The sequence below is a fragment of the Roseiconus nitratireducens genome (assembly GCF_008629675.1).
GTDB classification, from domain to species: Bacteria; Planctomycetota; Planctomycetia; order Pirellulales; family Pirellulaceae; genus Stieleria; species Stieleria nitratireducens.
The window spans coordinates 489,447-510,910 of record NZ_VWOX01000001.1 but is presented as its reverse complement, the minus strand read 5'-3'; the positions used below and the strand labels follow the sequence as shown (position 1 = coordinate 510,910).

The window sequence follows — 21,464 nt, the reverse complement described above, 5'->3', positions numbered from 1 at the left end:
TTTCGCGGTGCGAAAGACCGAACGTCTGTTCCCCGTGCCACCACCTTTTCTCTCCTCGGGACTCCATCGGATCCATGACGCAATTGACCTTCTGCGGTGCCGCCGGCACCGTCACCGGATCGTGTTCGCTGGTGGACACGGGAAAGCACCGATTTCTGATCGACTGCGGCTTGTTCCAGGGAAGCAAAACCACCCAGGAACTGAACTACAACGACTTCCCCTTCGATCCCAAATCGATCGATTTCTTGTTGCTGACGCACGCCCACATCGATCACTCCGGCCTGTTGCCCAAGCTGGTCAAGCAAGGCTTCAAACAAAAGATCGTGACGACCCAGGCGACGTGCGACCTGCTGCAATTCATGCTCACCGATGCCGCCTACATCCAGGAATCCGGCGTCAAGCGGCACAATAAAAACCTCCGCCGCCGCGGCCTGCCCGCGGTCGAACCGATCTACACGATGCCGGATGCGGAAGCCACCCTGCGCCTGCTCAGCGCCCAACCCTACGAAAAGTGGTTCGAACCGGCCGAAGGCATCCGCGCCCGGTTGTGGAACGCCGGCCACCTGCTCGGTTCGGCGTCGATCGAGTTGAAAATCAGCCAGCCGGGGTCCACCGAGCTTTCGCTGTTATTTTCCGGTGACATTGGTCCCGAAGAAAAAGCCTTTCACCCCGAACCGGATGCGCCGGTCGGCTACGACTACATCATTTGCGAATCCACCTACGGCGACCGACAACGGGAAGACTACACGCTGGAGAAGCGTCGCAACGCCCTGCGAGACGAATTGACCACGGCGCTCAATCGGGGCGGCAACGTCGTCATTCCCTCCTTCGCCGTCGAACGCAGCCAGGAACTGCTGCACGACATCGGCTACCTGCTGTCCAAGGGGCAGATTCCGGATGCCAACGTGTACCTGGATTCGCCGATGGCGAGGCGGGCAACGGAAGTCTTCATCAAACACGCCGACAAGCTGGAAGACGTGGAGGTCGATGAATCGGAATTGTTCCGCCATCCCAACTTCCATCTCGTCCAGTCGCTCGATGAAAGCAAGGCGATCAATAACATCAAACGCGGTGCGATCATCATTTCGGCCAGCGGAATGTGCACGGCGGGACGGATCAAGCATCACCTGAAGAACAACATTTATCGGCCCGAATGCACGGTCCTGTTCGTCGGCTACCAGTCCCCCGGGACCTTGGGGCACATCATCACCAGCGGTGCCAAAGAGGTCCGGATCTTCGGGGCCGAGTTCAAGGTCCGCGCGAACATTCGCAGCCTGGGAAACTACTCGGCCCACGCTGACCAGGATGAATTGCTTGATTGGATCATGGAGCGCTGTCCGATCACCGGCGGTCTGTTCCTGAATCACGGCGAGGAAGATGCTCGGGCCACGCTGCGAGAGTTGCTGATCAAACGCGGATTGGACGGCGACCGCATCTACCGACCGCAATTCGACGAAACGTTCGATCTGAGGCCCGGCACCAAACCGATGTCGCAGGGGGCCCCCAAGCCTCGCCTGGACGTCACCAAAACGGCACACGATTGGCACAACGACTATGCCGAATTCATGCTGGGCCTGACCCACGCCTTGGAAGGCGCCAGTGAATCCCAAAAGTACGAACTGTTGCAACGACTGAAATCGAACCTCACCCCCTCGTCCTGAGAGGTCGGGCCGCAAGCGAACACCTAAGCGTCACGCACCACCTATCAACGGGCAGACCGGCGACGCATTGGCATTTGAGTTTCAACGACGACCCCATCACCCCCACTCCACCAGACGGAGTTCTGTTTTGAAAATTAGCGACTTCCTGGAACGTCACTTTCGTCACTTCAACGCTCGTGAAACCGTGGCCGCTGCGAAGTCCTTTCGATCATTGATCGAGGACCAAGACGGGCGCATGATGGTCACCTTGGCCGGCGCCATGAGCACCGGCGAACTGGGGTTGTCGCTGGCCGAGATGATCCGTTCCGGAAAGGTCCATGCAATCACATGTACGGCGGCCAATCTGGAGGAGGACATCTTCAATCTGGTCGCCCACGACGAATACCGTGTGATCGAGAACTGGCGTGCCCTGTCGGTCGATGACGAAATGGAGTTGCTCGAGGGCGGGTTCAACCGTGTCACCGATACCTGCATCCCGGAAACGGTGATGCGGCACATCGAGGCGCGGCTGCTGAAGCTCTGGAAAGCGGCCGCCGAATCGGGCCAGGGTCGGACGCCGGCGGAATTCATGTTCGCTTTGCTGGACGATCCGGAACTGCCGCAGCACTTTCAGGTCCCCCGCGAAAACAGCTGGGTCGCTGCCGCCAAAGATGCCGGGATCCCCGTGTTCGTCCCGGGCATCGAAGACAGCACCCTGGGAAATATCTTTACCGCACGGGTGATCGACGGATCGCTGCCCGGCCACCACGCCATGCTCTCCGGCACCGTCCAGTTGCAACGGCTGTCAGAATGGTATCGCCAGACCAGTGCGGACCACCCCATCGGCTTCTTCCAGATCGGCGGCGGCATCGCGGGTGACTTTTCGATCTGCGTGGTACCGATGATGCGTCAGGACCTGAAGGAAGACATTCCGCTGTGGAGCTACTTCTGTCAGATCAGTGATGCCGTGACCAGCTTTGGCGGTTACAGCGGGGCCGTGCCCAATGAAAAAATCACGTGGGAAAAGTTGGCCCGTGACACGCCCAAATTCATGATTCAAAGTGACGCGTCGATTGTCGCGCCGCTGATCTTTGCCTACGTGCTGAACTGGTAGCGATGCAATCCGATGCCCAGTCGTTGTTGCGGCTTCACCCGGCCGCCAGCGGCTTGTCCGAAGACGAAATCCGCGAGATCGCGGCGCGGACCACCGTCAAAGCGTTCGCGACGGACGAAGCGGCCATCCGGGCCGGCGGGATGCCCGAGTCGCTCTCGCTGGTGATCGGTGGACGTTTCCGCATGGAGTCGCCGGACGGTCCGTCCGGCGCACGGATCGCCAACTACGGCCCCGGCGATCAACTGGGATTGATGCCACTTCTGCACGATGAAGCGTCGCCGGTGGACGTGATCGCCGACGAACCGTCGATGACGTTGGAGATCCAACCCAGGACGCTGTTCCGGCTGATGCGACAATACCCGCTGATGGCCAAAAACCTGCTGCGCGGCAGCACGTTCGGGATGAACGACCGGGCCGTCCGCCATCGGCTGCACCCGCGTCCGCGAACGATCACGTTCTTGCACACCTGCACGCCCACCCGCGGCGTGGTCGACCGCATCGTCCGGCGGCTGGAACAACTCGGCGAAACGGTCGGCATCATTAGCGATGACCCGCACCGATCCTCCGGCCCCCGCACCCTGGTTCACCGCGACCCGATCGACGAAAAAGCCGAAGGCCAGGTACGTGCCCAATTGGCGGATTGGAATTCGCTGGATCGCATCGTGTTCGACGTCGACCTGCACTGCAACGACATTCGCTGGCAACAGCTCGCCCACCTGTACAGCTACTCGCAGCAGATCTACCTGATGGTGACGCCGGATTCGGCTCTCGGCGAGACCCAGGCCTTGGTCAAGGTGATGAAGCAGGCGTCGGCCTGGAAGCACAAACTGGACGTGATTTGGGTGCTGCCACCGCCGGTCCAGGTTGCTCCGGCGATCAGCCCGATCTACGAACTTGCCAATCACGACTACAAGGTCGGCGAGCCGCCGGAATCCGGATTGGATCACGCGATTGAACGCGTCGTTCACGCGTTGCGGGGCGTGCGAATCGGCATCGCACTCGGCGGCGGTGCGGCACGTGGCATGTCACACTACGGCGTGCTGGATGTTTTCGAGAAAGCGAACCTGGTGATTGATGAAGTCGCGGGAACCAGCGTGGGAGCCATGCTGGGCGTAACCTATTGCAGCGGCTACGACATCCAATACGGCATCGATTGCTTCACCGCCGACCTGAAACTGCCTCGGTTGTACCGCGGCATTCGTGGCGGCAGCAAATGGTACCTGGTGCGAAAGTTTCGCTCCAACTCCTGGGACGCGATGCTGCGCAACTACCTGCAAGACTGGCGTCTGGAGCAGCTTCCGATCCCGATCCAGACCGTCGGGGTGGATCTGGTCCGGGGAGAAGAAGTGATCCGAAAAAGCGGTGATTCAGTCGACGCGATTTTGGAGAGCATCAACCTGCCGTACCTGTCGGCACCCATCTGCCGGGACGGCCAAGCGTTGGTCGACGGCGGGATGTTGAATGTGATCCCCGCCGACGCCCTGGTCCGATCGGGATGCAACTACGTGATCGCCGTGAACGTCTCGACCAAGGTGCAACCGCTGTTCGCAGGCAACACGCCGCAGACGCCCACCGAGCGGATGAAAACGCCCAACGTGCTGCAGGTCTGGGCCAGGTTGCTGGACGTTCAGTCGCGCAACCTCAGTCAGATGGGTGCGGCCTCCGCCGATTTCACGATTTCACCGGACGTCGCGAAGGTCGACATCGGAGCGTTCGAGCAAACGCCGGAGATCGCCCGGCGAGGCGCGGAGGCGGCCAGCAAGTGCCTGCGAGACCTGCAGCAACAGCTCAATCAAATCGATCACCGTCTGTTCCCGCTGCCCACCTGAGCGGCCGACAGGGGCTTGCCCACCGGTTGCATGCAGTCAAACAGCCGCAGAGCCCCGAAGGGGCGACACTCACCGGTGCCCGATCAATTCTCGAATTCAACCACTTGCAGATCTGGATACTTCTCGGCCAATTCGTCGATCACGTCGAAACCGATCGAGGTGTTGGCCACGTTCATGCTCTTCAGGTTTGGCAGCGATGCCAGCTTCAAAAAGCTCTCGTCACCGAGTTGGGTGCCGGCCAGGTTCAATCGTTCCAACTTTTGGAACTTCATCAGCGTGTCAAGCGACTCGTCGGTGATGTTGGTGGCTTTCAAATCCAATTCGGTCAGATTTACCAGCGGCGCCAGTGCCTGCAACGCTTCGTCGTTCAGTTTGGTTTCCCAAAAACCCAGGTAAGTCAGTCCGTCCAAAGAAGCGAGTTGCTTGATCCCCTCGGGGCTGATCAAACGACATTCGCTCAGGTCCAAGTAGGTCATCGCGGGCAATTTGGCGATCACGCCCAGTCCTTGGTCGTCGATGGAAGTGTCACGCAATTCCATGCGGTACATCTTGTCGGCATCGGACAGGTGCTCGATTCCTTTTCCGGTGACGTCGGTTCCACGGATCCGCAATCGCTTCAGCCGATCCAGCCCTTCCAATGAATCCATGCCCTCATCGTCGATCTTGGTGTAGTCCAACTGGATCTGCTCCAAGGTCGGGATGCCGCCCAGGGTCTTCAGCGTCTTGTTGGTGAGTGACGTGCAGTAGTTGGCGTTGAAAGATTTCAGCGGCAGATCGGCAAGGTGCTGAACGCCGGCGTCGGTGACCTTCGATTTCTCCACCTGCACGTCGGCCAGGGAGTGAAGCTTGGCCAGTTCCTTCATCGCCTCATCGCCAACGTTGCTGTTGCGAAGATCGATCGCCCGCAACTTTTGCAGCCCGTCCAGTTTCGCCAGCCCGTCGGCGCTGACGGCCGTACGGCGCAGGGCCAGCACTTCCAAATTGGTCAACTTTCCGACGGCCTCCAAAGTCTGGTCGGTGATCTTCGTGTCAGTCAGATCCAACCGTTTCAGGTTCTTCATCTCCGACAGGGCATCCAAACCCTTGTCATTGATCCCGGGCCCGGTGAACCTAGCCTCGGTCACGTTGGGAACACCGGACAGGTATTGGTACGTCTCACTGATGTCAGAGTCGCTGGCCACGGCAAGTCCGGTGACGGTTCCGGCATCGTTTCGCGTCAGCAGGTATCCGGCCTTTTCCAACGCCGCGACCGCTTCGGAATCATCTTCCGGTTGCGGTTCCGGCTGCACCTCGGGCTCGGCGGTCTGCGGTGGTGCTTCGGGGGTCTTCGAACTGCAGCCGACCAGCGCGACGCCGAAACTGAGGGCCAGGATGGAGCAGAATGCAAAGAAACGGTGGGCAGGGCTCATATCTGGATTTGCTGAAACGTTGGGAGGGGGGCGACCGGCCGAGCTCCGATGGGGGACGGACTGGGTTCGCGACAACCCTCAATTGGAGCCGAAAACGGCCCGGCTGACAACGAAGTGAAACGCCGGACGGGGACACACCACCAGAAAGGCTCGACGGGGGACCGGTCCCGGCGATCGGCAAAGGTTTGCCGGCGAACCGACAAATCCCCGCAGAAATGACTCACCGCGGCGCGGCCAAGTTGCCGCCTAGGGGCCCGGGGGTTATCCTTACAAGCTTACTAGGTTGGAGTTTTTGCGCATTGCAATGGGCTTCTCTGCCTTCGCATCCGTGCCGTAACGCCCGCCATGACTGACACACCTGACATCCTCCTTTTTTCGACAAGGAATCATTGAATGACCCACCAGACCAACCGCCGTGGTTTTTTAGGTCGTAGCGCCGCAGCCGGTGCGATCGGCGTCGGCTACTGGGCCGGCACCAGCCCCGTCTTGAAAGCACAGGAATCGTCTCTTGAGGGTCTGAGCGCCGCTTGCATCGGTGTCGGGGGCAAAGGCGGCAGCGACACCAGCCACATCGCCGAGCAAGGCGTCAACATCGCGGCCCTGTGTGACGTGGACGGCGACACGCTGGACAAGAAGAGCCGAGAATTCCCCAAAGCGGCCAAGTACCAGGATTTTCGTGAGATGCTGGACGAGATCGGCGACAAAGTCGACATCGTGACCGTCAGCACGCCGGACCACACGCACGCCGCCGCAGCCGTCCGCGCGATGCGGATGAAAAAGCACATCTACTGCCAAAAGCCGTTGACCTGGTCGATCAGCGAAGCCCGCTTGATGCGCGACACCGCCAACGAAATGGGCGTCGTCACGCAGATGGGCAACCAGGGAACCAGCGAAGACGGATTGCGCGAAGCCGTGGAAGTGATCCGCAGCGGCGCGATCGGGGACGTCACCGAAGTCCACGTGTGGTCCAACCGACCCGTCTGGCCGCAAGGCAAGGGACGCCCGGAGGGTGAAGATCCGATTCCGGAAAGCTTGAACTGGGATTGCTGGATCGGCCCGGCGCCGATGCGTCCGTTCAAGAAGGGTGAATACCATTCGTTCAACTGGCGCGGCTGGGTCGACTTCGGCACCGGTGCCCTGGGCGACATGGCCTGCCACACCACCAACATGCCCGTCATGGCCCTCAAGCTGTGGGACCCGGTGGCCGTCACGGCCGTCAAGAACCCCGGCATCTTCGAAGGAGAAACCTACCCGGCCAGCAGCGCTCTGATGTTCGAGTTCCCCGAACGCGAAGGTCTTCCGGCTTGCAAGTTCCACTGGTACGACGGTGGCGAACTGCCCAACGATGAGTTGATCAGCAAACTGCCCGAATCGTTCCAAAAGCGGATCGAGCAACAACGCAGCGGTGGCCGCAAGACCAGTGGTGCCGTCCTGGTCGGTAGCAAAGGGGTCTTGTTTTCGCCGGACGACTACGGCGCCAAGTACTACCTGTTGCCCGAAGAAGATTTCGACGGCTACCAACCGCCGGAACAGACGCTGCCGCGGATCCCGTACAAGGGCGGCGGTGACCAACGCCAGAAGTGGGAGTTCGTCAGCACCGTCAAGGGTGAATACGAGCCCGGCACGATGTCCAACTTCAACTACGCAGGACGCCTGACAGAAACCATTCTGGTCGGCAACCTGGCCCTCCGCGCCGGCGAGGGCGAGCGAATTGAGTGGAACGCCAAGGAACTGAAAAGCTCCAACCTGCCGGCCGTCAACGAATTCGTGGCCCGCGAATATCGCCAGGGCTGGGAAATCTGAGATCGGATTCAGGCGTTGCCAGCAACGCCGATGGAATCAAACAACGAAACCCGTCGCGGAACACTCCGCGGCGGGTTTTTTCTTGCCCCGAGCCGATACAACGATCGCTGATCAGCACTGCTTTCACGGAGTGACAGCCAACGATCGCGGATCCACCGGCTGTTAGCGGATCCGAGAATCGGAGACGGCGCGCGCCGCCGTTTCGCCGTCGCGAGCGACAATCTCCTTGATCATCGGAACCGTCACGCCCTGCTTGGCGCCTTGATATCGCATCGCCCGCTCAAACACGGGCAGCGGAAAGTAGGGGCTCTTGCGGCGCGCGTAACGTTCCATCGCCAACACCAAGCGGCGTTCCAATTTCTTCTCGTCGACCAGTTTGACAACCTCGCGGACGTAGCTTTGCTGACCCGCGGTGGTGGCCCGCAAACGATTGATCAGAAACTCATCCAGCGAAGCTTGCTGGGACGGAACGGCCGACAGGATTTGGGGCGCAGTGATCTGCGCCGCGACGGGTGATTCAGTCGCCAGGACCGCCAGCAGCGTCAGCGAAAGGATCGAAACGGAAGCAAACTTGCTGTGCATCACATCTACTCGTGGAATCGAGAACAGGGACCTCTCTGCGCGTACCAATTTTCCGGAGCGGCCGGCAATGGCATTTCCCCTTCACGAATTGCTTTCAAAGACTAGGTAATTTGCGAAATCTGTGACTTTCGTTTTTCGCACTCCTCGGTCCGGTCGCGCTGATTGTGTGCACGGCATGGATTGAGCCGCCGAAAAAACGGGTATTCCAGACGTTCCCGCAGCTGAAGTCCCCTGGCCGCTGACGCACTTGGTCGCGGCGGTCGGATGGGCGACAGCGCGTCTGGTGCAAACACGAAAAGTCGGCGTTGCTTCGTTCCAAGAAGATGCCGTCCTGTATTAGATGCCCAAAAGGATTCGGCGATGAACCGTTGGTTGTGGATTGGATCGTTGGCCGGTTTGCTGGTCGTCAGCACCGGATGTTTGCATCACCAAACGCGAGGCGGTTGTTCCGATGGCTCTTGCGCAACCGGCGGATGCCCGACCGGAAACTGCGGTCAAGGAACCGGCTTGCTCGGCAAGCTGAACCTGGGCTGCGGTAAGAATTGCGGTGGTGCCTGCAATGGCGGCGCCTGCAACGAGGGCGCCTGCATGTCGGGCGGCTGCAACAATGGCGCCTGCGGTGCGGTCGCCGGCTGTGGCGGCAATGGCATGTGCAGTGGCGCCTGCGGCGGCGTCTGTGGTGGACGCACCGGTTGCGTCGCCGGCCCCCTGGGTTGGCAACAAGGCGGGCTGGACTACAGCTCTCACCTGCAACCGGGTTTGCTTGGCCACCACGCTCCGGCCCAGCTGAACTCGCGGCCCTTCCAGCCGGGTCCCCCCAGCGGTCAAGTGGCCTACCCGTACTACAGCGTCCGCGGACCGCGTGACTTCCTGCTGAACGATCCGCCGACCATCGGACGCTAATCAGCGTCCCCTTGGCAGTGAAAACGCTCGCTTCGCCGGCGGTCCGATGGGACCGCTGGGAGGCACAGGCGGCTTCCGGTGAACCGAATAGCGTGGGGCGTCCCAGCCAATTGGACAACTTGGCGGCTGGGCCCCCGGAGGACTATGATCCAATTCCGGTGACGACGACTGTGGATCGGGGCCAGCCGCCAGGGGGTGATGCATGTCGCGGATCCGATTTCAATCGGAACCGGATTGGGCAAGTCCGAGTGGATCGGCGAAGTCGGCTGGGTGAACCTGACTGGGTGAACCAGACTGGCCGAACCTGACGCGGCTCGGTGCTGTCGTGGCGACAGACGGCTTGTTCGGCGATCCGGTTCAAAAGAGGATCGCGACGCCCCGACGCATTCGCCAACCATCCTCAATGAATCTCCCCGTAAGCAGACCTTCGCGAAGGGTTCGGTGTCGCTGATCCGATCCGATTCGAACCGTCGTGATCAAACCGACACAGGACAGATTTTCCTCCGTCCCCTGGAGCTAGCCGTGGCGTCCGACTTCCGATTGAAAGAACAGCTTCCGCGGCTGACCGACCGCATCGTCGCGACCTACACGCCGGATGACGCCATCAATCACCTGGGACACTGCGCCCTCCCCAGCTATGAAGCGATCATCGAAATCGTGCTGGATTTGAAGGACATTTTCTACCCCGGGTATCGACGCAAGGTCGGCCTGCACGCCGGAAACATCGTGTATCACGTGGGCAGTCTGGTGGATTCACTCCACGATCGTCTGACCACACAAATCGCCCGCGCCCTGCGACACGAGGACCGCGTCCGCAACAAGCACTCCGACTGTGAGAGCGATACCGACTTTGAAGCCAAAGGCCAGGCGATGGCGATCGAATTGCTGGACCGCATCCCCGCGATTCGCATGATGCTGGCGCGGGACGTGCAAGCCGCATTCGAAGGCGATCCGGCATGCCAGACCACCGACGAAGTGGTGTTCTGCTACCCGGGGATCGAAGCCATCACGGTGTACCGCATCGCCCATGAACTCGTGCGTTTGGACGTTCCATTCATCCCTCGCATGATGTGTGAATGGGCCCACCAGCGGACCGGCATCGACATTCACCCGGGGGCCAAGATCGGCGAGTATTTTTTCATCGATCACGGCACCGGCGTGGTGATCGGAGAGACCTGCGAAATCGGGGACCGCGTCAAGCTTTACCAAGGGGTCACCTTGGGGGCGTTGAGCTTCAAGACCGACGACAGCGGCGCGCTGATCCGGGGCCAGAAGCGGCACCCGACGATCGAAGACGGGGTCGTCGTGTATGCCAATGCGACCATCTTGGGTGGCCGCACCGTCATCGGGCACGATTCGGTGATCGGCTCCAGCGTGTGGATCACCAAAAGTGTCTCCCCTCGTACCACGGTTCTGTTGGAAAAACCTTCGCTCCGCGTCCGTGGCAGCGAAAACGATGACTCAGCGATCGAACACGCCAATTATCAGATTTAGCGGGTCCCGAAATCTGGGGGCTCCTTCGGTGGGCATTCCCGACCGGCTAGAATGTTGCGGCACGACAGGGCGTTCAGAGGCGCCCGGTCTCTGCGGGAAGACTGCTCTGGGGGAGCCTGCATTTGTCCATCTGCCCCCCGGTGGCATGTTCATTCTTCCGCCTTGCGGGAGAATGCGGTTTTGACTTCACCCTCCTTCTCACGGCGGGTCAAGCAACGGCGAGGGGAGGAATGTCGCTCTTCTGGCTGACGCTGGACTCTCGCGAAGGTGGAGCGAAGAAATTGCCGTCGATTTCCCCAGCCGGAAAACTGCACGACCGCCAACGCCGGGCATTTCCGAAACACGCCCGCCTTCCCGCCAACCAGCGCCCACCTTCCATGCCCGCACTCCAGTCGTCCGCGCTGCAACCCTTTGATGCAACCAGCCGCACCCGAATCATCTTTGGCCAAGGAACCTTTGCCAGGTTAGGGGCCCTGGCGGCGGAGTTCCGTCCGGAGTGTGTGTTGGTGGTCAGCGACCGCGGGCTGATCGATGCCGGACACTTCGCCGCAGCGGTCGATTCCTTGCAGCAGGCAGGACTGCGAGTGGAGTCGTTCCACGATTTCAGCGAGAACCCCACGTCCGACATGGTGGATGCGGGAGTGGCCAAGGCGGCGGAAGTCCAACCGGATCTGCTAATCGGACTCGGCGGCGGAAGCAGCATGGACTGTTGCAAGGGGATCAACTTTGTTTATTCCGGTGGCGGCAGCATCCATGATTACCACGGTGTCGGGAAAGCCACCGCCGACATGTTGCCGATGATCGCCATCCCGACCACCAGCGGCACCGGCAGCGAGGCGCAATCGTTCGCGTTGATCAGCGATGCCGAGACGCACGTGAAGATGGCATGTGGCGATCCCAAAGCCGCCTGCGCGATCGCGCTGTTGGATCCCGAATTGACGCTGACACAACCGCGACACGTGACCGCCCTGACCGGTATCGATGCGATCTCTCATGCCATCGAAACCTACGTTTGTACGCGTCGCAATCCGATGTCGGTGACCTACAGCCGCCGCGCCTTCGGGCTGCTGGCATCTGGCTTTTCACACGTGCTTTCTGATCCGGAAGACTTGGAAGCACGCAGCCGAATGCAGCTGGGAGCCTGTTTCGCCGGTATGGCCATCGAATCGTCCATGCTGGGCGCGGCGCATGCCACCGCCAATCCGCTAACGGCCCGACACAACATCACGCATGGCCAGGCGGTCGGGTTGATGTTGCCCGCGGTGATCCGCTTGAACGGACAGTATCACGCGGACTGGTACGCGGAGCTGTTGCGTGAAGTCGAACCCGCGGCGGTCGAAGACGAGGCGCCCGAGCAATTGGCAACGATGGTCACCCGGTGGCTGGAAGAATCGCAACTGAAAACCAGTTTGAATGCGCTCTCGATCCCGGAGAGCGGCATCGAGGGCTTCGTTGAAGAGGCGTTGCAACAATGGACCGGAACCTTCAATCCGGTACCATTGGACAAGAGCAACGCGGAAAGGCTGTACCGATCGGTCGCTTGAATCGGGGCGTCTCCGGTTGCACCACGCGCTGCCCGATGCCGCTTGGGCTCGTCCCGATGCCGCTTGGGCTCGTCCCGATGCCGCTTGGGCTCGTCCCGATGCCGCTTGGGCTCGTCCCGAATCAGGCGCCCCGCTCGGAACGGCATTCGCTCACCAGCATTCTTGCCAGGAACGTCGCGTTGCGTGCGTATCGAGGTGCCAAACGTCGTGGATCGGTGAGCATCCGATGCACCCATTCGGCTCCCAAGCGTTGCCACAACTTTGACGCGCGCTGGGCTCCCCCGGCAACAAAGTCGAACGACGCGCCAAGTTGAATGCTGACGGGTACACCCAACCGCTGGTAATTCTGAAAGATCCAACGTTCCCCTTTCGGTTGGCCAAAAGCAACCAACAACAGTTGCGCGCCCGAGCTGCGGATTCGGCGGTCCTGTTGTTCTTGCTCCTTGGACGTCAGCTCGCGAAACGGCGGCGATTCAACGCCCGCAATCCGCAGGGTGGGGTGAGTCTTTTGAAGTGCCTTGGCGCATCGCATCGCCACGCCGGGGGCGCCGCCCAGGAAATAGATTCCCCACCGGCGCCGTGCGGCCAGCTTTGCCAGGTTATAAATCATCTCACTACCGGCTACGCGTTCGGGCAAACGCGGTGATCCGAATCGGCTGCGCCACACGATCGGCTGGCCGTCGGCGACAATCAGGTCGGCCTGCTGAGTGATCTCGGGAATTCCCGCCTGCTGGTGATGCAACATCACATAATTCAAGTTGGCCGTGATCACGTAGCTGGGACGCCCGCGATCGATCAGCTGTTCAATTCTGTCGACGGCTTGCGGCAACGTCACCTTGGCAAAGGGGACTCCCCAAATGACCCGGCATTCGGGAGCTTCCGGGATGGGAGCTGACGGGAGGTCTGCCTGCAGCGGTTCCCTCAAGTTCGGTGGCTGCGATCCCGGCACGAACGACGTTGGCGCGGGGCATGCGGAGTGCGTCGGAAGAGGCGACTGCGACATCAAAGGAACCAAACTGGAATAGCGTCACCGCCGAGAGAATTCCCGGACCTTGCCCCACAGCGTGCGGGACTGCAAAACGCTACCTCGCTGCCACGAACGTCCGCCGCCCGTCCCCCGGATAGGACTTTGTCGGCGCGGCTGATGCGTCGCGTTGTGCCGCCGATGAGGCCTGTAGGGTGATTGGCGTCCCCGGCTTGAACTCATTACTCTCTTCCGTCAGCGCCCCGGCCCGACCTCTCCGTTTGCTTCTCGCCGCCAGATCGACATGCCCAAAATCACTCTCCGTCCCCCGCTGACACTCGTCATGACGCTGGAGGGATTGGCCACCGCACCGCTGGGCTGCTACGGATGTTCGTGGAATGACACGCCGGCCATCGACCAGCTGGCCGCCGAGGGAATCGTCTGGGATCGCTGGATCTCGCCGCTGGACCACCCCAACGGACTGATCGAAACGTGGCTCCGCGATTCTCAAGAAGCGGTTCGCGACTACGGAAAGGAAGGGTCGACTCGGTTCCTGACCGACGACAAAAACCTGACCATCCCGCCGGACCTGTTCGGATTTGGGTTCGTGACCCGGCTGAAACTGGATCGGTCCGAGGCTCCGGCGGAACAGTTTGATCAAACACGACTGGTTCAATTGGCCGCGGCGGCACTCGACCAGGTCGAGCCTTCCACGTCATTGATCTGGCTGCACTCGGACAGTCTACGCGAGGTGTGGGACGCCCCACTGGAATCAGACGACGACACCGAAACGGAGGACCGGGCCGAACCGGAACAGGACGCCAACGAGGTGGATAAGCCCAAGGAACCTGCCGCCGTTCGATTGCCCGACACGAGCGCGGTCCCGAAACACCAGATGCTGGCTGACGACGATCCAGATTTGCTCTTCGCATGGATGCAACGTTACGCGGCGCAGGTCCGAGTGTTGGATGGCGTCGTCGATTCGCTGGTCGAGTCGCTGCGTGGCCGCAAGCTGACCGTGCTGTTGGCAGGATCCAGCGGTTTTTCGCTGGGACAGAACGGTTGGATCGGGCATCGCGTCGGCCCGCCCCGCAGCCACGACCTTCGTCTGCCGATGATCGTCTCGACGGGCGGCCCCTTGCGGGTGCCTTCGCTGCGACGCGCGACGGAGCTCTCCCATCTGTTGCAGGCCCACGCCCGGTCCGAACCCCTGATCACGCCGCCAAGCTGGTGCGCGGTCGACGACGAGTTCTCGCCCGCGATCGTGACTGAATCCGATCGCGCCCGTCGCCTCGTTTCGACCTCCAAATGGTTCTTCCTGGAGGACGAGTCGGCGGGCGAACAATTGTTTCTCAAACCGGACGATGTCGAGGACGTCAACGACGTCGCCAGGCTCCGGCCCGATGTGATCGATCGGCTGCTGGAGACTCGTTAGCCCGACGGTGACTGACGGGTTCGAAAGCGATCGCTGGCATGCCGGAGCACCTCCCGCTCGTCGTCCGTCAACGACTCACTCCCCTGGTTCTGGATTTTTTGCAGGACCCGATCCAGATCCTGATCAACCGCGGGTGACGTTGGCGTGGACGCCGAACGTTCGGCCGGACGGTGCAACTTCAACATCGCGGCGGATTCATTGCTCAGGGATTTTTTATTTCTCAGGGATTCTTGATTGCTCAGGGATTTGGCTTTCCGCCGATGGGCGTCCACGTAACGGACTACCTTGTTCCAGGACGGGGCCAGACGCCATTGCCGTTTGAAATACAAGAAACCGAAGGCGGCGCCGCCCACGTGCGCCGCGTGAGCAATCCCGGTATCCAGCGAACGGTACCCGAACAGCGACAACGCAACCGGGTACATGTCCAACGCAAGGTAGAACAATGCCAAATGCCGGATCGGGAATGGGAACATCCCAAACATCTCGATCGAATCGTTGGGATGGCTGATCGCGTACACAACGATGATCCCCCACACCGCGCCTGAGGCCCCGATCGCCGGATTCGTTCGACCGGTCCACAGGTTGAAAGCGAGGAACGCCGCTGCGGCGGCAATCGCGGCGGCACAATAAAACAGGCAAAACTCGGTCGAACCCAAAAAGTGCTCCAGCCGGGTTCCCAGCCAAATCAGCAGGGCCATGTTGGCAACGATATGCCACGGGACGAATCGGTCGTGACAGAATGCGTAGGTCAGCAGACGCCACACTTGGCCTTTGGCCACTTTGGCTGAATCCAATGCCAGCCATTGCTGAACGAGCGAAACCTGCGGCACCATCGGCATCCAGAGCCCGACAAACTCGCCATCGACATCGGTCACACCTGGAGGCAATCCGATTCGTGGACTTTCAGGCGGTTGGGTCAGAAGGATTTGGGCAAAGAACACGACGACATTGACAATCAACAGCCAACGACAAACCGGGGGCAGATAGAAACCTGGTCCGCCCAGAGAAGTCGCGTGTGAATCACGGACGTAGTCGCGATTATCAATCCCCATTGCGGCCCCAGAATCGTTGCGTCCCCAGAATCGTTGTTTCGCCTTGGTCGGGCCGCGATTGTATCACGCCCGCACCCCCTGGCGGAGCCGCGGTCGCAGTCGGGGGCATCAAAGAATTCGCGCACGAGGAGTCATTGGTTCGACGCGACACCGGCTCGACGGGGAACTAGCCGGACAGCGTCGCTTTCCATCAAAAACACCCTGATTTGCAGTGCAATGAGCGGCAAGGCGCTGGCCGACGTTTGAAGCGAAACAACCCGCGGCTAGCGTCACGCGGCTGACTCAGAGTGGAACTGTCCAGCTAGCCGAAGGAGTCATGGAACGTCGCGATCGACGCTATCACCCCCGTCCACTTGCTCGGCCAGCAAGCGAACCCGCATTCGCACGTGGGGGCCTCCACGCGAGATCTGATGGCTGACCGCCGGACGATAGCCGTCCGCGGAAATGCGGAAACGCATCACCGAAAAGCCGCTGGTCCGGGGCCACTGCAAGCGACCGGCCGACATCACGCGTTCCAAGTTATCCCGCCAGCGGATTCGGATCTTGCCGTCCTCGTCGCTGGAAAGCGTCCCGGGAGTGATTCGAAAGGACTCGATCGCTGCCCCGGTCTCCGCATCCACGACCGTTCCGTCGATCAGCCACTTTGCGCGTGTCTCGGCATCCACCGACGCCACCGGCGGCAAGGACGCCGGTGGCTCTGCGACGGCCCTGGCCGAGCACGCGGCAAAGACCACCCACGCCAGACATTGCCACGACGAGCGGTGATGACAGCAGCGAGCCATGCCGGAATTCATTGACAGGAACAAAGGAAGGATCGGGTATTTCGGACTAATCGAGTGGACGTCCTTAGGTATCAGTCACGGAGCGTTCTCTGCTTCACCCTCCCTCCGGGAGGGTCGCGGAGGAGCTTGCGACGACGCGGGGAGGGCACGGCCGGGGTCGTTGTATTTCAGCGGGTTCTATAGGACACCCTCCCCAAAGGCTCGTGCCTCGCCTTTGACCCTCCCGGAGGGAGGGTGAATTTCAGAAAAGCAAGTCTTTTCCTGGCTCGGTTAGCTGCACGACCTCCAAGCGGCAGGGTGAAGGTTGATGTCGAGTGTTTCGCGAACGCATTACCAACATGACAATTAGCAATGGACCGACCGTGACGAGTCTCGCTCCCCAGCCTACTCAATGATCACCAACAAGTCACCGGCTTCGACCTGCGTTCCGGCGGGGGTCTGAATCCGTTTGATCATGCCTGACTTCGGAGCGTTGATGGTGGTCTCCATCTTCATCGCTTCCAGCACCATCAGCTTTTGTCCCTCCTTCACCTTGTCGCCTTCGTTGACCGCGACGGTGATCACCATTCCCGGCATGCTGGCGGCGACCTGGTTGTCATCACCGGGGTCGGCCCGGACGGCCGCCTTGGTTTCGGGCTCCAACGATTTGTCAACGACAGTGACTTCGCGAGGTTGACCGTTGAGCTCGAAAAACACGGTCCGTGTCCCGTCCGGATGAGGCTGGCCGACGGTCAAGAATCGGATGATCAAACGTTTGCCCGTCTCGATGTCCACCGCGATTTCTTCCCCTGGTTCCTGGCCATAGAAGAAATTCGGGGTCGGCAGTTTGGCGACATCCCCATAGGTGACCCGATGCGCGGCAAAGTCGGCAAACACTTTCGGATACAGCAGTTGCGTCACGGCCAGGCGATCGCTTTCTGATTCGCCCATCAGCATGGCGGATTCCTTCCGCGCCGCCGCGATGTCAGCGTCGGGCATCGATTCGCCGGGCCGCGTCGTCAACGGTGTTTGGTCGCCTAGAATTTTATCCATCACCTTTTCCGGAAAGCCTCCCGGTGGCTGGCCCATGCGGCCGCCGATCAGATCCAGCACGCTTCCGGGGTAGGCCAGGGATTTCTCACTCGCCAAGACTTCGGCGGCGGACATTTCATTGGCCACCAGGAACAACGCCATGTCCCCGACCGCCTTGCTGGTCGGTGTGACCTTCACGATGTCACCAAACAACTCATTCACTTCGGCGTAGGCTTTGCAAACTTCGGCCCATTGATCGGCCAGTCCCAGTGCCCGCGCCTGTTGGAACAGGTTGGTGTATTGCCCGCCGGGCATCTCGTGCTCGTACAGATCGCCCGTCGCCGGCAGGACGGAGCTTTCAAACGGAGCGTAGAACTCTCGCGCCGCCTGCCAATACGTGGCCAGTTGCGTCAGCGACTCGGTCTCCAAATCACTTTCACGTGGAGTGTCACGAAGCGCTTCGACCAGCGAGTTCAGATTCACCTGGCTGGTCCCGCCGGACAACGGCGCAAACGCCGCGTCGGCGATCTGCAGTCCTTCATCGGCGGCGGCCAGCAGCGTCGAAGCTTGGATCCCCGCCGTGTCGTGGGTGTGCAGATGGATCGGCAACCCGACTTCGTCGCGCAACGCACGAATCAGTTTGACCGCGGCCTTGGGCTTCAACAGCCCCGCCATGTCCTTGATGGCCAGCATGTGGGCGCCCATCTTCTCCAGTTGCTTGGCCATGTCGACGTAGTAGGCCAGGTCGTATTTGGTGCGCCGAGGATTCTGCAGATCGCCCGTGTAGCAGATGGCGGCTTCGCACACGCCACCTTCCTCGATCACGGCTTCCATGGCGACGCGCATGTTGTCTTGCCAGTTCAGCGCGTCGAACACCCGAAACACGTCCATGCCCGCCTGAACCGCCTCGCGGACGAACAACCTCACGACGTTGTCGGGATAGTTCGTGTAACCGACCGCGTTGCTGGCTCGCAGCAACATTTGCGTCAGGATGTTCGGAACGGACTCGCGCAAATCGGCCAAACGTTGCCAGGGAGACTCCTTCAGGAACCGCATGCTGGTATCGAACGTCGCTCCGCCCCACATCTCCAGCGAAAACAGGTGCGGTGCCAGACGCGCGTACGCCGGTGCGATCTGCAGCATGTCGTAGGTTCGCACCCGCGTCGCCAGCAACGATTGGTGGGCGTCGCGCATGGTGGTATCGGTCAATAGCAGTCCGGGTTGGTCTTGAATCCAACGGACCAGACCGTCGACGCCGGATTCGCGCAGGATGTCCTTGGTCCCCCGCGGCGGCTTTGCCATCACATCGATTTCCGGCAGCGGTGCCGGCGTTCGTCGCACGGCAACGGGACGATCGGCAACCAAAGAATTTCCGTTGACGATGGTTTCGCCCAAGAAGGTCAACAGGCGGGTTGCCCGGTCACGACGCTTGGGCAGTCGGAACAACTCCGGCGTCGTGTCGATCAATCGCGTGGTCGATTCGCCTTTCAAAAACGTCGGATGATTGATCAACTTCAACAAGAACGGGATGTTGGTTTTGACACCGCGAATCCGGAATTCTTGCAGACACCGATCCATTCTTGACGCCGCCGCCGCCAGCGAGGAGGCACGCGCGGTGACTTTGACCAGCATGGAATCGTAAAACGGATTGACGACGGCTCCGCTGAACGCCGTGCCGGCATCCAGGCGAATTCCCAATCCGGCTGCCGATCGGTAGTGGCTGATCCGACCGTAGTCGGGTCGAAATTGATTCTCAGGATCTTCCGTCGTGACGCGACACTGCATCGCGTAGCCGGTCGTGCGAATCTCTTCCTGGGCAGGAATCCCCAGGATCGGATCGGAAAGCGAGTTTCCCTGGGCGATCAAAATCTGGCTGCGAACGATATCGATTCCGGTGACTTCCTCGGTCACCGTGTGCTCGACCTGGATACGCGGATTCACTTCGATGAAGAAGAACTGGTTCGAATCGACGTCCAACAAGAATTCGACCGTGCCGGCGTTCTCGTAGCAGGTTCCCTCCGTGCCCACCGCGCGACCGATCCGCAGCGCCGCGTCGCACAATTCGTCTCGCACCTCCGGCGACAGGTTGGGTGCCGGGGCAAGCTCGACAACTTTCTGGTGGCGTCGCTGGACACTGCAGTCGCGTTCGAACAGGTGCACCAGATTCTTGCCGTCGCCGATGATTTGGACTTCGATGTGGCGTGCCCGTTGGACGAATCGTTCCAGGAAGACTTCGTCGCTTCCGAAGGCGGTTTTCGATTCTCGCATCGCCGCTTCCAGGGCCGCCGGCAATTGATCGGCCGATTCGACCACACGCATCCCACGTCCGCCGCCACCTTTGGCGGCTTTCAGGATCACGGGGAATCCCATCGATTCGGCCAACGCCACGGCTTCATCTGGATCCGTCAGCGGCTTGTTCTCACCGCCCAAAACCGGCACGCCGGCGTGTTCGGCCAATTGCCGAGCCGACATCTTGTCGCCCAACTGGTTCAACGATCGGACACTCGGTCCCACGAAGGCGATCCCGGCCTCACGCAGCGCCTCGGCAAACTCCGGGCGTTCCGATAGAAACCCGTAACCCGGATGCACCGCGTCGATCTCGTGCTTCTTGCACAGGGCCACGATGGCTTCAATATTCAGATAGGAGCGGATCGGTTCCCCCGGATCACCGATCTGATACGCCTCGTCGGCTTTGAAACGGTGCAGTGCGTAGCGGTCTTCGTACGAATAGATGGCCACCGTGCGAATGCCCAACTCCGTGGCGCTGCGGAAAACACGCGTCGCAATTTCGCTGCGGTTGGCAACCAAAAGTTTTCGGAAAGGCCGAATCGTCATCAATCAAGCTGTCCGTCTGGGATTGTCCGCCGGCGTCGCGCATGGTTCCGATCCCAACACGCCAGCCAGGGAAGAATCGAGAGGGACGCAATTTAGCCGATCGATGCAGCCGAGACAGCCGCGTCCCCCGCTCGCAACGACGCGATTTCAATCTTCTCCGGCCACGTCGTGAACGGGCGGCCCCGCCACCCGTCGCAGCGTTCGATCGAGCAAGACCAGTGCAAGCACCAAGGAGCCGCTCGTCAACGTCGCCAGACCAATCCCCGCCAACGCCAGCGTTCCCGTCGCCGTGCGGCTGAAGCCCGGCCAGAGCGCCGCTGCGGAAACACACACACCGGCGACGGCAAACAGCAAAACCTGCAACTCCAGCAGCAGCGTCAAGCGTGTCGCCCGGCAACGGAGGGACCACACGCGTAAGAAAATGGCCAGCAGGGCCAGTGAAGTCAGCCACGCCGAGAAACTGGACGCGGCGAACAGCGGAGCAAGCCCCAACAGAGGCTCGCCCGCGGCGACGCGTTGGCAGACCCCATACACTCCGCCGACCCCGATCGCGGACATCAACACCGTCAACCGCCCCAGACTTCGGTGCTTCCCGCGGACGCGGTTGCCGACCACGACTCCGACGATGATCAGCACCGAGCACAAAGCCGCGATCGGGACAAACGATCCCAACCCGCTTTGCGACAAACCTGCACCGATCGCCCCGCCGTACCGCGTCACGCCCAACCCGATGCTTCCCGCGGCCAGCAGCCAGCCGGGAACGAGACCACACAGAATGATCCGCACCGCCACGCCGCCCAATCGTGCCTCCGCAGCCGTCAATGCTCGTTCGGTTTCGATCGCTGGCGGACTCTCGGTGCCATCGTGCCACGGCCTGGGACTACGGTAGGGGTTGGCTGGCACCGTTTCTCTCCGCGCAACGTCATCAGGCAGGAGCGCCTTGGGCACGTTGTCCTCCGACGAAGACAGAACGGTTACTCGATCGCCAGACATGGTTGATTCCGCCAAGACCTCTTGCGATGGGGTCGCACCGACAAGTCGCCGCAATCGGACGCCGATGCATCCGC

At 60.9% G+C, this 21,464-nt stretch carries 15 protein-coding genes; 8 read left to right on the top strand and 7 right to left on the bottom strand.

Annotated features, from left to right (window positions below; all coding sequences use genetic code 11):
• Positions 1-74: 74 nt before the first annotated feature.
• The 3 genes from FYK55_RS01695 (at position 75) to FYK55_RS01685 (ending at position 4,583) form a co-directional block, all read left to right on the top strand.
• Positions 75-1,661 carry an MBL fold metallo-hydrolase gene (locus tag FYK55_RS01695; protein ID WP_150074262.1) on the top strand — a complete coding sequence of 529 codons (1,587 nt, stop codon included), beginning with the start codon at positions 75-77 and terminating at the stop codon, positions 1,659-1,661.
• Between the two features lie 127 nt (positions 1,662-1,788).
• Entirely contained in the window at positions 1,789-2,754 is a 966-nt protein-coding gene (locus tag FYK55_RS01690) for a deoxyhypusine synthase family protein (protein ID WP_150074261.1), read from the top strand.
• Between the two features lie 2 nt (positions 2,755-2,756).
• Entirely contained in the window at positions 2,757-4,583 is a 1,827-nt protein-coding gene (locus tag FYK55_RS01685; protein ID WP_150074260.1) for a patatin-like phospholipase family protein, read from the top strand.
• Positions 4,584-4,666: 83 nt separating this feature from the next.
• On the opposite strand, the gene FYK55_RS01680 is transcribed toward FYK55_RS01685, so the two are convergent.
• Positions 4,667-5,992, bottom strand: coding sequence for a leucine-rich repeat domain-containing protein (locus FYK55_RS01680; RefSeq protein WP_150074259.1), 1,326 nt, complete (start codon positions 5,990-5,992; stop codon positions 4,667-4,669).
• A gap of 393 nt (positions 5,993-6,385) precedes the next feature.
• Here FYK55_RS01680 and FYK55_RS01675 point away from each other — a divergent pair, with 393 nt between their 5' ends.
• A complete protein-coding gene (locus tag FYK55_RS01675; RefSeq protein WP_150074258.1) occupies positions 6,386-7,795 on the top strand; it encodes a Gfo/Idh/MocA family protein in 1,410 nt (469 codons plus the stop codon).
• Between the two features lie 162 nt (positions 7,796-7,957).
• Here FYK55_RS01675 and FYK55_RS01670 read toward each other — a convergent pair whose 3' ends face one another.
• On the bottom strand, positions 7,958-8,377 hold the full coding sequence (locus tag FYK55_RS01670) for a hypothetical protein (RefSeq protein ID WP_150074257.1): 420 nt from the start codon (positions 8,375-8,377) through the stop codon (positions 7,958-7,960).
• A 360-nt stretch (positions 8,378-8,737) separates the two neighbouring features.
• Here FYK55_RS01670 and FYK55_RS01665 point away from each other — a divergent pair, with 360 nt between their 5' ends.
• The 3 genes from FYK55_RS01665 to FYK55_RS01655 all read left to right on the top strand — a co-directional run bounded on the left by FYK55_RS01665 (position 8,738) and on the right by FYK55_RS01655 (position 12,318).
• A complete protein-coding gene (locus tag FYK55_RS01665; RefSeq protein WP_150074256.1) occupies positions 8,738-9,280 on the top strand; it encodes a hypothetical protein in 543 nt (180 codons plus the stop codon).
• Between the two features lie 522 nt (positions 9,281-9,802).
• Complete coding sequence (epsC, locus tag FYK55_RS01660) at positions 9,803-10,774, top strand: serine O-acetyltransferase EpsC (protein ID WP_150074255.1); 972 nt, start codon at positions 9,803-9,805, stop codon at positions 10,772-10,774.
• 401 nt (positions 10,775-11,175) lie between these two features.
• Positions 11,176-12,318 (top strand): iron-containing alcohol dehydrogenase, encoded by a 1,143-nt coding sequence (locus FYK55_RS01655; RefSeq protein ID WP_150074604.1) that lies wholly within the window; start codon positions 11,176-11,178, stop codon positions 12,316-12,318.
• Positions 12,319-12,439: 121 nt separating this feature from the next.
• Here FYK55_RS01655 and FYK55_RS01645 read toward each other — a convergent pair whose 3' ends face one another.
• Positions 12,440-13,243, bottom strand: coding sequence for a WecB/TagA/CpsF family glycosyltransferase (locus FYK55_RS01645; RefSeq protein ID WP_235908339.1), 804 nt, complete (start codon positions 13,241-13,243; stop codon positions 12,440-12,442).
• Between the two features lie 343 nt (positions 13,244-13,586).
• On the opposite strand from FYK55_RS01645, the gene FYK55_RS01640 reads away from it, so the two are divergent.
• Entirely contained in the window at positions 13,587-14,717 is a 1,131-nt protein-coding gene (locus FYK55_RS01640) for a hypothetical protein (RefSeq protein WP_150074253.1), read from the top strand.
• Here the strand turns inward: FYK55_RS01640 and FYK55_RS01635 are convergent.
• From FYK55_RS01635 to FYK55_RS01620, 4 genes are all read right to left on the bottom strand, one after another.
• Complete coding sequence (locus FYK55_RS01635) at positions 14,714-15,769, bottom strand: rhomboid family intramembrane serine protease (RefSeq protein ID WP_150074252.1); 1,056 nt, start codon at positions 15,767-15,769, stop codon at positions 14,714-14,716. The two genes, FYK55_RS01640 and FYK55_RS01635, sit on opposite strands and share 4 nt — an antisense overlap.
• A gap of 314 nt (positions 15,770-16,083) precedes the next feature.
• On the bottom strand, positions 16,084-16,551 hold the full coding sequence (locus tag FYK55_RS01630; RefSeq protein ID WP_150074251.1) for a hypothetical protein: 468 nt from the start codon (positions 16,549-16,551) through the stop codon (positions 16,084-16,086).
• 384 nt (positions 16,552-16,935) lie between these two features.
• Positions 16,936-20,397, bottom strand: coding sequence for a pyruvate carboxylase (locus FYK55_RS01625; RefSeq protein WP_150074250.1), 3,462 nt, complete (start codon positions 20,395-20,397; stop codon positions 16,936-16,938).
• 147 nt (positions 20,398-20,544) lie between these two features.
• Positions 20,545-21,390, bottom strand: coding sequence for a hypothetical protein (locus FYK55_RS01620; protein ID WP_150074249.1), 846 nt, complete (start codon positions 21,388-21,390; stop codon positions 20,545-20,547).
• Between the last annotated feature and the right edge of the window lie 74 nt (positions 21,391-21,464).

Excerpts from the sequence above, each read along its gene's own strand:
- FYK55_RS01620 (WP_150074249.1), bottom strand. The coding sequence starts at position 21,390 with ATGTCTGGCGATCGAGTAACCGTTCTGTCTTCGTCGGAGGACAACGTG.
- FYK55_RS01670 (WP_150074257.1), bottom strand. The coding sequence starts at position 8,377 with ATGCACAGCAAGTTTGCTTCCGTTTCGATCCTTTCGCTGACGCTGCTG.
- FYK55_RS01665 (WP_150074256.1), top strand. The coding sequence starts at position 8,738 with ATGAACCGTTGGTTGTGGATTGGATCGTTGGCCGGTTTGCTGGTCGTC.
- FYK55_RS01675 (WP_150074258.1), top strand. The coding sequence starts at position 6,386 with ATGACCCACCAGACCAACCGCCGTGGTTTTTTAGGTCGTAGCGCCGCA.
- FYK55_RS01640 (WP_150074253.1), top strand. The coding sequence starts at position 13,587 with ATGCCCAAAATCACTCTCCGTCCCCCGCTGACACTCGTCATGACGCTG.
- FYK55_RS01685 (WP_150074260.1), top strand. The coding sequence starts at position 2,757 with ATGCAATCCGATGCCCAGTCGTTGTTGCGGCTTCACCCGGCCGCCAGC.
- FYK55_RS01680 (WP_150074259.1), bottom strand. The coding sequence starts at position 5,992 with ATGAGCCCTGCCCACCGTTTCTTTGCATTCTGCTCCATCCTGGCCCTC.
- FYK55_RS01630 (WP_150074251.1), bottom strand. The coding sequence starts at position 16,551 with ATGGCTCGCTGCTGTCATCACCGCTCGTCGTGGCAATGTCTGGCGTGG.
- FYK55_RS01695 (WP_150074262.1), top strand. The coding sequence starts at position 75 with ATGACGCAATTGACCTTCTGCGGTGCCGCCGGCACCGTCACCGGATCG.
- FYK55_RS01635 (WP_150074252.1), bottom strand. The coding sequence starts at position 15,769 with ATGGGGATTGATAATCGCGACTACGTCCGTGATTCACACGCGACTTCT.
- FYK55_RS01625 (WP_150074250.1), bottom strand. The coding sequence starts at position 20,397 with ATGACGATTCGGCCTTTCCGAAAACTTTTGGTTGCCAACCGCAGCGAA.